This is a genomic window from Agromyces tardus (assembly GCF_003710805.1).
GTDB classification, from domain to species: Bacteria; Actinomycetota; Actinomycetes; order Actinomycetales; family Microbacteriaceae; genus Agromyces; species Agromyces tardus.
Genome location: NZ_RHHB01000074.1, coordinates 1 through 11,855 on the forward strand (window position 1 = coordinate 1; position 11,855 = coordinate 11,855).

11 protein-coding genes are annotated in these 11,855 nt (G+C 72.7%); 1 reads left to right on the top strand and 10 read right to left on the bottom strand.

All coding sequences use genetic code 11. The features are described 5' to 3' along the window. Positions 1-568 (bottom strand): thiamine-phosphate kinase (locus EDM22_RS18675; protein ID WP_245989553.1); only part of this gene is annotated, 568 nt, incomplete at its 3' end. A 24-nt stretch (positions 569-592) separates the two neighbouring features. On the opposite strand from EDM22_RS18675, the gene EDM22_RS18680 reads away from it, so the two are divergent. Then, positions 593-1,108 carry a DUF3515 domain-containing protein gene (locus tag EDM22_RS18680; protein WP_122938588.1) on the top strand — a complete coding sequence of 172 codons (516 nt, stop codon included), beginning with the start codon at positions 593-595 and terminating at the stop codon, positions 1,106-1,108. Positions 1,109-1,171: 63 nt separating this feature from the next. Here EDM22_RS18680 and EDM22_RS18685 read toward each other — a convergent pair whose 3' ends face one another. The 9 genes from EDM22_RS18685 to EDM22_RS18725 all read right to left on the bottom strand — a co-directional run. Beyond that, positions 1,172-2,272, bottom strand: a complete 1,101-nt coding sequence (locus EDM22_RS18685; RefSeq protein ID WP_122938589.1) for a D-alanine--D-alanine ligase family protein — start codon at positions 2,270-2,272, stop codon at positions 1,172-1,174. After that, entirely contained in the window at positions 2,172-3,305 is a 1,134-nt protein-coding gene (locus EDM22_RS18690) for an NAD(P)H-dependent glycerol-3-phosphate dehydrogenase (protein WP_122938590.1), read from the bottom strand. The genes EDM22_RS18685 and EDM22_RS18690 overlap by 101 nt, the downstream gene beginning before the upstream one ends. Continuing rightward, on the bottom strand, positions 3,298-4,074 hold the full coding sequence (locus tag EDM22_RS18695; RefSeq protein ID WP_122938591.1) for a lysophospholipid acyltransferase family protein: 777 nt from the start codon (positions 4,072-4,074) through the stop codon (positions 3,298-3,300). The genes EDM22_RS18690 and EDM22_RS18695 overlap by 8 nt, the downstream gene beginning before the upstream one ends. Before the next feature lie 7 nt (positions 4,075-4,081). After that, positions 4,082-5,452: a UDP-N-acetylglucosamine 1-carboxyvinyltransferase gene (murA, locus tag EDM22_RS18700; protein ID WP_170964207.1), complete on the bottom strand. Its 1,371-nt coding sequence runs from the start codon at positions 5,450-5,452 to the stop codon at positions 4,082-4,084. After that, the gene (leuD, locus tag EDM22_RS18705) at positions 5,449-6,069 is read right to left on the bottom strand and encodes a 3-isopropylmalate dehydratase small subunit (protein WP_122938592.1); all 621 of its coding nucleotides are present in this window, start codon (positions 6,067-6,069) and stop codon (positions 5,449-5,451) included. The genes murA and leuD overlap by 4 nt, the downstream gene beginning before the upstream one ends. A gap of 2 nt (positions 6,070-6,071) precedes the next feature. Then, positions 6,072-7,568 (bottom strand): 3-isopropylmalate dehydratase large subunit, encoded by a 1,497-nt coding sequence (gene leuC, locus EDM22_RS18710; RefSeq protein ID WP_170964208.1) that lies wholly within the window; start codon positions 7,566-7,568, stop codon positions 6,072-6,074. Positions 7,569-7,686: 118 nt separating this feature from the next. Then, entirely contained in the window at positions 7,687-8,229 is a 543-nt protein-coding gene (locus EDM22_RS18715; protein ID WP_122938593.1) for an FHA domain-containing protein, read from the bottom strand. A gap of 9 nt (positions 8,230-8,238) precedes the next feature. After that, positions 8,239-10,542, bottom strand: coding sequence for a transglutaminase TgpA family protein (locus EDM22_RS18720; RefSeq protein ID WP_122938594.1), 2,304 nt, complete (start codon positions 10,540-10,542; stop codon positions 8,239-8,241). Beyond that, positions 10,539-11,855: DUF58 domain-containing protein (locus EDM22_RS18725; RefSeq protein ID WP_245989554.1), on the bottom strand; the 1,317-nt coding region annotated here is incomplete at its 5' end. The genes EDM22_RS18725 and EDM22_RS18720, both read right to left, overlap by 4 nt.

Genomic DNA, 11,855 nt, shown 5'->3' on the forward strand with positions numbered 1-11,855 from the left:
CGGCGAACAGCAGCGCGAGCCCGCGTGCCGCGTCGCCGCGCGCGCCGGCGTGGGCGACGACGTCGCCGGGGCGCGCGCCGGAGCGGAGCACGGGCGCGCGCCCCTCGAGGTCGCCGAAGGCCGTCACCGCGATCGTGAGCACCGACGACGCGGAGAGGTCGCCGCCCACCACCCCGGCACCCGGTGCCAGGGTCGCGACGGCGTCGCGCAGCCCGTCGGCGATGCCCTCGAGCACCCGCACGTCGAGCTCGGGCGGGGCGGCGATGGCGACGACGAGCCCGGTGGGCACGGCGCCCATCGCGGCGACGTCGGTGAGGTTCGTGGCGGCCGCCTTCCAGCCCAGCTCGAACGGCGTCGACCAGGCGAGGCGGAAGTCGGGTCCGTGGATCATCATGTCGGTCGTCACGATGAAGCGTCCGTCGGGCGCGGCCACGAGCGCGGCGTCGTCGCCCGGACCGAGCAGCGACGCCGACCCCGACTCCAGGCGAGGCAGGATGCGGGCGAGCACCGCGGACTCCCCCAGCGCCGCGATGGACTCGTGCTCGCTCGCGGGATCAGGCTGCTCCATGCCTCCCACGGTAGCCTGAACGGGATGTCGCACCCCGCCGCCCGCCGCCCCGCACGCCTTCCCCGAACCCCCCGCTCCGCGGTGCGCGGCGCCGCGCTCGGACTCGCCGTCGTCGCGGTCGGGGTGCTCGCGGGCTGCAGCCAGGCGGTGCCCTTCGAGACCGCGCCCGAGGCGACCGACCCCGACTGCGCCGCCGTCGTCGTGCGCCTGCCCGACGAGGTCGCGGGACTCGCCCAGCGCGAGACGAACGCGCAGGGCACGGGGGCGTGGGGCGCACCGGCATCCGTGCTGCTGCGCTGCGGCGTGACACCGCCCGGACCCACGACGGAGCGGTGCGTGAGCGTCGACGGCGTCGACTGGATCATCGACGAGTCCGACGCGCCGCGCTACCTGTTCACGACCTACGGACGCACGCCGGCGGTCGAGGTGCTCGTCGACAACGACGTGGTCTCGGGCAGCACGGCGATCTCCGACCTCTCGGCCGCGGTGTCGGTCATCCCCGCCGAGCGGGAGTGCACGAACCTCGGCGACGTGCAGTAGCCGCGGACGCGGCGGACCGTGCCGGCGACCCGGCCGTGGCCGGGCCGGCGGCGCCCGACGGACTCAGCCGAGTCGCACGCCGCGCGCGAGGCCCACGCGGATGAGCTCGTCGATGAGCTCGGGATACGTCACGCCCGACTCCTGCCAGCAGCGCGGGAACATCGAGATGGGGGTGAACCCGGGCATCGTGTTGAGCTCGTTGACCACGAAGCCCTCGTCGGTGAGGAAGAAGTCGACACGTGCGAGGCCCTCGGCCCCGATCGCCTCGAATGCGCGGATCGCGAGGTCGGCCATCTCGTCGAGCCGCCCTTCGCCGAGGTCGGCGGGGCACACGAGTTCGACGCCCGGCGCATCGAGGTACTTCGCGGCGAAGTCGTAGAAGCCGTCGCCCGTGAGCACGATCTCGCCCGCCACCGACGCCCGCGGGCGCTCCCCCGGGGCGCCGCCGAGCACGCCGATCTCGACCTCCCGTCCGATCACCGCCGACTCGATGAGCACGGTGTCGTCCTCGGCGAACGCGACCTCGAGGGCGGCGTCGAGGCCCGCGGCATCCGTGACCTTGCTCACGCCGACGCTGGAGCCCGCACGGGCGGGCTTCACGAACATGGGCAGGCCGAGGGATGCCGCGTCGGCACGCACGCGCGCCGCGTCATCCGCCCACTCGCGCGCCGTGACCGTGCGCCACGGCGCGACGGGGATGCCGGCCGCGGCGAGCGCCGTCTTGGTGAAGTGCTTGTGCATGCCGAGGGAGCTCGCGAGCACGCCGGAGCCGACGTAGGGCAGGCCGAGGAGCTCGAAGAGGCCCTGGATGGTGCCGTCCTCGCCGAACGGGCCGTGCAGGATCGGGAACACGAGGTCGACCTCGCCGAGCGACGTCTGCTCGCCGCTCGCCGTGACCACGCTGAGCTCGCGCGACGCGGCGCTCTCGGGCCAGCGCACCCGGGTGCCGTTGTCGGCCACCTCGGGCAGGTGCTCCGGGTCGAGCCCGAAGCGCTCGGGGTCGTCGGCCTCGAGCACGAACGCGCCCTCGCGGGTGATGCCGACGGGGATCAACTCGTAGCGGTCACGATCGATCGCCCGGAGCACCCCGCCCGCTGTGGCGCAGCTGATCGAGTGCTCGCTTGACCGCCCGCCGAAGAGCAGTACCACCCTCAGCTTGTCCATCCATCGTCCTTTCACCCTGCGGCTCGTCGTCGGTCGTGAGGTGGGGCGCGATGTCCTTGGGGTCGAGCGTGCCCGCGAGCACCTGCCGGACCTGTTCGACGATGGGCATCGCAACGCCCTTCGCGCGCGCCAGTTCGAGGATCGGCCCGACCGACGCGAGCCCCTCGGTGGTCTGCTGCATCTGGTTCACCACGTCGGCGAGGTGGTAGCCCTGCCCGAGCAGCCGGCCCGCGGTGTTGTTGCGCGAGAGCGGCGACTGGCTCGTCGCGATGAGGTCGCCGAGTCCCGCGAGGCCCGACAGCGTCTCGGGATGCGCCCCGAAGGCGACGGCGAAGTCGGTCATCTCCACGAGGCCGCGCGTGATGATCGACGCCTTCGTGTTCTCGCCGTAGCCGACGCCGTCGACGATGCCGATGGCGACGGCGATGAGGTTCTTCAGCACGCCGCCGAACTCCGTGCCGATCACGTCGGTGTTGACGAAGGTGCGGAAGTAGCGGTTGCGGGCGATGGATGCCACGGCCTGCGCGGTCTCGAGGCTCGTCGACGACACGACCGCCGCCGTCGGCTGCTCCTTCGCGATCTCGAGGGCGAGGTTGGGACCGGAGATCACGGCGATCTTGAACTCGGAGATCGGCAGCACCTCGGCGATGACCTCGCTCATGCGGTGGCCGGTGGCCTTCTCGACGCCCTTCATGAGCGACACGATCGTGGCCTCGGCGTGCAGGTGCGGCTCGGCGGCGATGAGGTTCTCGCGCAGCGACTGGCTCGGCACCGAGACGTACACCTGCTCGGCGCCGGCGAGTGCCAGGTCGAGCCGAGCGGTGGCGCGCAGGTTGATCGGGAGGTTGACGCCGGGGAGGTAGTCGCTGTTGCGCTTGGCCTCCTGGATCTCGCGGGCGAGCTCGGGGCGTCGCGCCCAGATCATGACGTCGGCGCCGCCGTCGGCGAGGATCTTGGCGAAGGTCGTGCCCCAGCTGCCGGCGCCGAGCACGGCGACCCGCTTGCCCGGGCCGCGACGCGGCGGCCTAGCCATCGAGGCGCCCCGTCTCCTTCTGGCCGTGCTGCGTCGGATCCCAGCGCTGCGCGGGAGCCTGCTCGCCGCGCAGCTCGCCGAGGAGCGCGGCGATGGCGTCCATGAGCTCGCCGGTCGCGGCGAGGAGCGTCGCCTGGTCGAGCCCGCGATCGCGGTACTTCGACAGGTCGAGGGGTTCGCCGATGATCACGTCGACGGTCTTGCGCGGGAAGAGGCTCAGCTTCTTGCCGTAGCGCGGCAGGATGGCCTGCGTGCCCCAGTGGGCGGCGGGGATGACGGGGATGCCGCGTTCGAGCGCGATGCGCACCGCGCCGGTCTTGCCGCGCATCGGCCACAGGTCGGGGTCGCGGGTGAGCGAGCCCTCGGGGTACACGATGACCATGCGGCCCTTCTCGACGAGCTCCTCGGCCGCCCGGAGCGCGGCGTGGCTCTGGCTGCCGGCGCGCTCGACGGGGATCTGGCCCGAGGTGCGCAGCAACCATCCGAGGACGGGGTTCTTGAAGAGGGAGGCCTTGGCGAGGAAGCGCGGCGCACGGCCGAGCTTCCAGACAGCGACGCCCATGACGAGCGGGTCGATCTCGCTGTAGTGGTTGGGTGCGAGCACGAGCGCACCCGACTGCGGCAGGTGCTCACGACCGTGGAAGCGGTACTTCACCGAGACGTTCCACAGCGGCAGCACGAGCACCGCGAGGAACCAGAAGAACGAGGGTCGGCGCTTCTCGGAACGCGGCTTCTGCGCAGCGTCGGGAGACGAGTCGTGGAGTGGCACTCCCCCATTATCCTTCGAGCGCGAAGTCCGCCCCGAGGAGCTCCAGCTTCGTGATGAAGTTCTCGTAGCCGCGCGCGATGATGCCGACGTTCGAGACGGTCGAGCGCCCCTCGGCGGTGAGCGCCGCGATGAGGTGGCTGAAGCCGCCGCGCAGGTCGGGCACCTCGATGTCGGCGCCGTGCAGCTGCGACGGGCCGGAGATCACCGCGGAGTGCTTGAAGTTGCGCTGGCCGAAGCGGCACGGGCGCCCGCCCAGGCACTCCTTGTGCACCTCGATCGAGGCGCCCATCTCGACGAGCGCGTCGACGAAGCCGAAGCGCTGCTCGTAGACGGTCTCGTGCACGATCGACACGCCCTTGGCCTTGGTGAGGGCGACCACGAGGGGCTGCTGCCAGTCGGTCATGAAGCCGGGGTGCACGTCGGTCTCGATGATGACCGGCTTGAGCTCGCCGCCGGGGTGGAAGAAGCGGATGCCGTCGTCCTCGATCTCGAAGTCGCCGCCGACCTTGCGGAACACGTTGAGGAACGTGAGCATCTCGGCCTGGCGCGCCCCGCCGACGAAGATGTCGCCCTCGGTCGCGAGGGCGGCGGCGGCCCAGCTGGCGGCCTCGTTGCGGTCGAAGAGGGCGCGGTGCGTGTAGCCGTCGAGCTTGTCGACGCCCTCGATGCGGATGACGCGGTCGGTGTCGACCGTGATGATCGCACCCATCTTCTGCAGGATGTTGATGAGATCCATGATCTCGGGCTCGATCGCGGCGTTCGAGAGCTCGGTGATGCCGTCGGCGAGCACCGCCGTGAGCAGCACCTGCTCGGTCGCGCCCACGCTCGGGTACGGCAGCGAGACCTTGGCCCCGTGCAGCCCCGTGGGCGCCGACATGCGGATGCCGCTCGGGAGCTTCTCGACGATGGCGCCGAAGTTGCGCAGCACCTCGAGGTGGAAGTCGATGGGACGGTCGCCGATGCGGCATCCGCCGAGGTCGGGGATGAACGCCTCGCCGAGGCGGTGCAGCAGCGGGCCGCAGAACAGGATCGGGATGCGCGAGGAACCGGCGTGCGCGTCGATGTCGGCCATGTGCGCCGTCTCGACGGCCGACGGGTCGAGCACGAGCTCGCCGGGTTCGATGCCCTCGGTCACCGTCACGCCGTGCACCTCGAGGAGGCCGCGCACGATCTGCACGTCGCTGATGTTCGGGACGTCCTTGAGCACGCTGGGCGTGTCGCCGAGGATCGCCGCGACCATCGCCTTGGTGACGAGGTTCTTCGCGCCCTTCAGCTCGATGCGCCCGCGCAGGGGCTTGCCGCCGTTGATCGTGATGCGATCGACGGGCAGTCCCACTGCCGTTCCGTGCTGCTTCGCGTCGTCCACGAGTGTGTTCACAGGCTCCCTGATTCTGCCGGCTCCCTGATGGGGAGCGTCTTCGGCCGCCACGCCGCACGATGTGACTCGAATTCGGCGATGGCCTGCTCGTCCCGGAGGGTGAGCCCGATGTCGTCGAGCCCTTCGAGCAGCCTCCACCGAGTGTAGTCATCGATGTCGAACGGCACGGTGAGCGCACCCGCGCTCACCGTACGCTCAACGAGGTCGACGGTCACGGCTATTCCCGGGTCGGCCTCGATGACCTCCCAGATCCGCTCGATGTCTTCGTACGCGACCTGCGCGGCGAGGAGGCCCTGCTTGCCGGCGTTGCCGCGGAAGATGTCGCCGAAGCGGCTCGAGACGACGACCCGGAAGCCGTAGTCGCGGAGCGCCCAGACGGCGTGCTCGCGGCTCGACCCGGTGCCGAAGTCGGGGCCCGCGACGAGGATCGACGCGCCCCGGTACTCGGGCCGGTTGAGGATGAACTCGGGGTCCTGACGCCAGGCGTGGAAGAGGGCGTCGTCGAATCCGGTCTTCGTGACGCGCTTGAGGAAGACCGCCGGGATGATCTGGTCGGTGTCGACGTTCGAGCGGCGCAGCGGCACCGCGGTGCCGGTGACGGTGCTGATCTTCTCCATGGTCACTTCTCCTCTGCGCCGCTGGTCGAGTAGGCCGGAACGGGCGTCTCGGGACCCGGAGCGCCGTCGCGCTCGAGGTCCCACGGGCTCGAGAGCGTGCCGCGGATGGCGGTGGCCGCGGCGACGAGCGGCGAGACGAGGTGGGTGCGACCGCCCTTGCCCTGGCGCCCCTCGAAGTTGCGGTTCGAGGTCGATGCGCAGCGCTCGCCCGGGGCGAGCTGGTCGGGGTTCATGCCGAGGCACATCGAGCAGCCCGCGAAGCGCCACTCGGCGCCGAACTCCTCGAACACCTTGTCGAGGCCCTCGGCCTCGGCCTCGAGCCGCACGCGGGCGGAACCCGGCACGACCATGACGCGCACGCCGTCGGCCTTCTTCCTGCCCTGCACGATCGACGCGAACGCGCGCAGGTCCTCGATGCGGCTGTTCGTGCAGGAGCCCATGAAGACCGCGTCGACCTTCACCTGCTTCAGCGGGGTGCCGGGCTCGAGGGCCATGTACTCGAGCGCACGCTCGGCGGCGGCGCGCTCGTGCTGGTCGTCGATCGAGGCAGGGTCGGGCACGACGTCGCTGAGCGACACGCCCTGGCCGGGGTTCGTGCCCCACGTGACGAACGGCTCGAGTTCGTCGGCGTCGATGAAGACCTCGGCGTCGAACACCGCGCCCTCGTCGGTGGGCAGGGTGCGCCAGTAGGCGACCGCCTCGACCCAGTCGGCGCCCTGCGGCGCGTGCGCACGGCCCTTCAGGTAGGCGAAGGTCGTCTCGTCGGGCGCCACCATGCCCGCGCGTGCGCCGGCTTCGATGGACATGTTGCAGATCGTCATGCGACCGTCCATCGAGAGGGCGCGGATGGCGCTGCCGCGGTACTCCAGCACGTAGCCCTGTCCGCCGCCGGTGCCGATCTTGGCGATGACGGCGAGGATGATGTCCTTCGCGGTCACGCCCGGGCGCAGCGATCCCTCGACGTTGATCGCCATGGTCTTGAAGGGCTTGAGGGGCAGGGTCTGCGTGGCCATGACGTGCTCGACCTCGCTCGTGCCGATGCCGAACGCCATGGCGCCGAACGCGCCGTGGGTGGAGGTGTGCGAGTCGCCGCAGACGACGGTGATGCCCGGCTGGGTCAGCCCGAGCTGCGGGCCGACGACGTGCACGATGCCCTGCTCCTTGTCGCCGAGCGAGTGCAGGCGGATGCCGAACTCCTTCGCATTGCGGCGCAGGGTCTCGATCTGGGTGCGGCTCGTGAGGTCGGCGATGGGCTTGTCGATGTCGAGCGTCGGCGTGTTGTGGTCCTCCGTCGCGATCGTGAGATCGGGGCGGCGCACTGGACGGCCGGCCAGGCGGAGGCCGTCGAAGGCCTGCGGGCTCGTGACCTCGTGCACGAGGTGCAGGTCGATGTAGATGAGGTCGGGGGTGCCGTCCTCGCCCTTCTTGACCAGGTGGGCGTCCCAGACCTTCTCGGCCAGGGTGCGCGGGCCGGATGCCGGTGCGATGGCGTCATTCATAGGGGCAGCGTCTCTTTCGGATCGTGGATTCAGCCGACGACAGACTCCGCGACGGGGGACGGCCTAGAACGAGGCCCCGCCGCGGCACCGAAGGAGGAGGGCTGCCGCACGCACCCCCTCAGGCTACCACCGTGTCGCCGGGCACCCGTTCCGCCTGCAATCCGAGGTCGCCGAGCAGGAGCGTGGCACCGTCGGGCACCTCGGTCGGCACGTTCGGCGGGATGTCGGCGGGCCCGTCGCCGAGCGGCCAGATCCGCACCCCGTTCGTCGAACCCAGGTCGGTGACGACGAGGCGACCCGCCACGACCTGCACGAGCGCGTGCGTCTTCGAGACCGAACGGGCGGGATCCGCGAGCGCGACGGCCGCGTGTCCCGAGGCGGGGTCGACGAGCGGGTCGCGGCCGAGCACGGTGCCGCGGTCCACTCGCACGTCGACGCCGCCCGCCCCGCGGAGGCGCCAGGCGGGCGCGGCGGGACGCGGCGGACCGGACGGAAGCGCAGACGGCGGGGGCACCGGCATCGGGGTGGGCGCCGGAACCGGCGGGTCGGCCGCGGGCACGCGAACGGTGCGCTCATTCGCCGTGGCGCCGCCAGCCGGGTGCGGCGCCGCTGGATCCGGGATCAGGCCCGGCGGGGGCACGATGAAGTCGGGCCGGCTCACGACCCCACCCTAATCGCGCCGCCCGCGACGCCGCAGCCGGTACCGGGCCACGAATCGCCGGAGCCGGCCCGCGGCCGCCGCGACCGCCGCGGCCGCGGCATCCGCCTCGGACCACCGCTGCTCGACGGCCGGCGCGCCGACGTCGCCCGCGCCGAACACGTCGCGGTCGACGGTCGCCGCGAGCGTCGCGAGGTGCACCCCGCCGTCGCCCGTGCGCACCGCGCCGAGGCCCTGCTCGTCGAGCTGGCGCTCGAGCGCGCGGGCCGTCTGCAGCCGCGACGCGCGCTCGGGCGGATCGAAGCCGAGCTCGGCGTAGCGATCGACGAGCTCCTCCCAGGCGCCGGCCGCCTGGCGATCTCCCGTGCCCCGGCGACGGATGGCGCGGCGGCGGCGCTTCGCGAGCGCGACGGCGAGCATCGGCAGCACGGCGATCGCAGCGGGGATGCCGAGGCTCGCGATGATCGCCCACGCCCATGCGGGCAACTGGAACGGGTGGTCTCTGTCCTCGTCGTCGGTGTCGTCGATCTCGACCGTGGTGAGCAGCTCGTCGTCGGCCTGCTGGGCGCGCGGCGGCTGGCGCACCTGCGGCTGGGGCTCGGACTTGGGCTTCGGCGTCTGCTCCTGCGGCACGTCGACGTTGTCGGGCGTGGGGCGGAATGAGACCCAGCCGACGCCCTCGAACGGCACCTCGACCCAGGCGGTCACGTCGGAGCCGAGCACCTCGGTGTACTCCGCGCCCTCTGCCACCTCTGGGGCGTAGCCCATGACCACACGCGCCGGGTAGCCGAGATGGCGCGCCATGAGCGCCATCGCCGCGGCGTACTGCTCGGCGTCGCCCACCATCTGCGTGCGCGTGAACAGCTCGATGAGCCGGTCGGCGCCGTGGCCCGCGCGGGAGGGCACGGCGTCGCTCGCGAGCCCGTGGCTCAGGAAGCCGTTCGTCTTGAGGGCGCGCTCGATCGCGCGGAGCTGCTCGATGGGGCTCGTCGCGTCGGCGGCGTACTCGTCCGCCTTGGCGGCGACCACGTCGGGCAGGTTCTCGACCAGGGGCAGCGGCAGCTGCGCGACCGGCACGTCGGCGAGGTCCCGGTCGTCCGGCTCGCGCTGGATCCGCGACTCGACGCGGTACCGGGTGCCCTCGGCGGCGCCGCTCGTGAGCACCGCCGTGCCCGCGGCGGCGTTGTAGCGCACGTCGCCCGCGCGCCGGGCGGTGCCGGCATCGAGCAGGTCGAGCTCCGAGCCGTAGCCGACGGTCGGCAGCCAGACGTCGTCGTAGGCGAGCACCTCGACCTCGATCGAGCGGCCGCTGCCGAGGTCGGCGAGCTCGGGCGCCGGGAGCGTCGTGCCGACGATCGCGTACCCGCCGTCCGCTGCGGACTGCCCGGGACCGGCCACGTTCCAGAGGCGGCCCGTGTAGGAATCCATGGTCGCGAGTCGCACGGTGTCGCCGGGTTCGAGGCCCGAGACCGTGAACAACGGCTCCTCGGCGAGGTCCTTCGTGTACTCGCGGAACCCCGCGAGCGGGCTCGGGAACTGCAGCGGGTCGAACGGCGGCACCACCTGGTCGCGCAGCACGAACCGGTCGGGCGCGATCGGCGAGAGCGCGAGCCCGGCGACCGCGCCGATGACGACGGCGCCCGCGACGACCGTCGCCGAACCGGTGAGCTTGCGACGGCGCACCCGCCCGGCGCCGTCACCCGCGGCCTCGACCTGCGCGCCGCGGCGCCAGGCGAGCCAGGCGAGCGCGATCGCCGCGACCGCGACGCCCCGCACGGCTCCGAGGAACGCCTCGTCGGTGCCGAGCAGGATGCCGGAGAGGAAGAGCAGCACCGGACCGACGAGCGCGACGGCAGCCCGGAGCGGCGTGCGCTGCACGCTCAGCCACCGCAGCACGAGCAGCCCGCCGACGAGCGAGACCACCGTGGCCGCCGCGTACGGCACCGCGGCCACGTATGCGGGTGCCTCGACCGGCGCGGCGATCGTCAGGATGTCGGCCCAGCCGTACACCGCTCCGACGGCGAGCCCCGCGAGCGAGGTCGGGCTCGGCAGCACCGCGAACAGCGCCGCCTCGGGCAGCACGAACGGGGTGCCCACGAGGAAGTAGAGGGCGATGGCGAGCAGCACCGTCGTGACGACGTTGAGGCGCCACCACGTGCCGAGCAGGGCCGCGAGCGTGCCGACGACGACGCCGGCGACGGCGGCGAGCAGGAAGCCGAGACCGCCGAGGCTCGTCTCGTAGCCCGCGATCGCGAGCAGCGACAGGGCCGAGAGCACGGCGAGGTCGACGAGCGCGTTGCGGCCGATCCGGGTCACGGTCGCACCCTCCTGACGAGACGCGGCAGTTCGTCGAGCGCCCCCACGGTCACGACGGTCGACTCCCCCAGCCGCGTGATGCGCGACGCGGCGCCCCGCTCTGCGCGGAACACGAGCACCTGCGTGTCCGACCCGAACACGGTCTCGACGGCGCGGAACTCGGCGAGCGGCGCCCGCGAGCCGCCCACGACGATCACGACGCTCGGCGCGGGCACGCGCTTCGCGACCTCCCGCACGACGTCGCGCACCGGTGCCGCGCCGGCCTCGAGCGGCTCGATCCGGCTCGTGTCGTCGAGGAGGGCCGTGGGCGTGGCCGTGTCGAGGCGCAGCCGATCGGTCGCGGCCGCCAGCCGCGTCGCATCCCGGATCACCTGGACGCCGAGCGAGGCGAGCACCGACACCGCCAGCTCGAACTCGTCGTCCGACGCGTAGTGCGCGGCGCTCGTGGCGTGCACGAGCAGCAGCTGCGACCGACGGGTCTCCTCGTACTGCCGCACCATGAGCTGCCCGGTGCGCGCCGACGTGCGCCAATGCACGTTGCGCAGCGCGTCGCCCGGCTCGTACGCCCGCAGCGCGTGGAAGGAGATGTCGTTGTTCGTGATCGTCTTCGTGACCTCGCCCTCGAGGTCGCGCACGAGCCCGGCCGCCGACGGCTTCAGCCGGGCGGTCACCGGGTGCACGAAGAGCTCGACGGGATCGGTCCAGCGCACCTCGCGGCGCAGCAGGCCGAGCTGGTCGCCGCGAACGGACGCCGCGGGGCCGGCCACGATCACGGCCCGGCGCTGCGTCGGCACGGCGAAGAGCTCCTCGTGCTCGCCGCCGGCGGGGATCGACGGGATCACGAACTCGGCGAGTCCGCGGCCCACGGGCAGTTCGAGCTGCGAGGGCACGGATGCCGCGTCGGCCGCGTTGTGCACGACGAGCCGCCCGAGCGCCCGCTCCCCCGCGACCACGCGCCGCGGCTGCAGCTCGATCTCGACCCGGTAGCGCATCCGTCCGAACACGGACGGCACGGCGACGAGCAGGGCGGCGAGCAGCGTCGCACCGACGAAGGCGAGCTCGATCCAGCCGAGCGCCCAAGCGAGGCCCAGCGACACGACCGCGGCGGCGAGCACGAGCCGCCCGACGGGCGTGATGACCCCGGTGACGGGCGCGGTGAACGCGCCGACGGCGGTGCCGGCCCGCCGCACCCCCGCGAGGCCCGAGCGAGCGGATGCCGCGACCGAGCGCCGCACCGAGCGCAGCGCGATGCGCGCCTGCGACGGCGTCGCGGCGGGAGCGGCGGGAGCGCCGGGAGCTGCGGGAGCGTCGGG

What these genes read in the sequence shown, in the direction of transcription:
- EDM22_RS18680 (WP_122938588.1), top strand. Translation starts at nt 593, where the DNA reads ATGTCGCACCCCGCCGCCCGCCGCCCCGCACGCCTTCCCCGAACCCCC.
- EDM22_RS18685 (WP_122938589.1), bottom strand. Translation starts at nt 2,272, where the DNA reads ATGGACAAGCTGAGGGTGGTACTGCTCTTCGGCGGGCGGTCAAGCGAG.
- EDM22_RS18690 (WP_122938590.1), bottom strand. Translation starts at nt 3,305, where the DNA reads ATGGCTAGGCCGCCGCGTCGCGGCCCGGGCAAGCGGGTCGCCGTGCTC.
- leuD (WP_122938592.1), bottom strand. Translation starts at nt 6,069, where the DNA reads ATGGAGAAGATCAGCACCGTCACCGGCACCGCGGTGCCGCTGCGCCGC.
- leuC (WP_170964208.1), bottom strand. Translation starts at nt 7,568, where the DNA reads ATGAATGACGCCATCGCACCGGCATCCGGCCCGCGCACCCTGGCCGAG.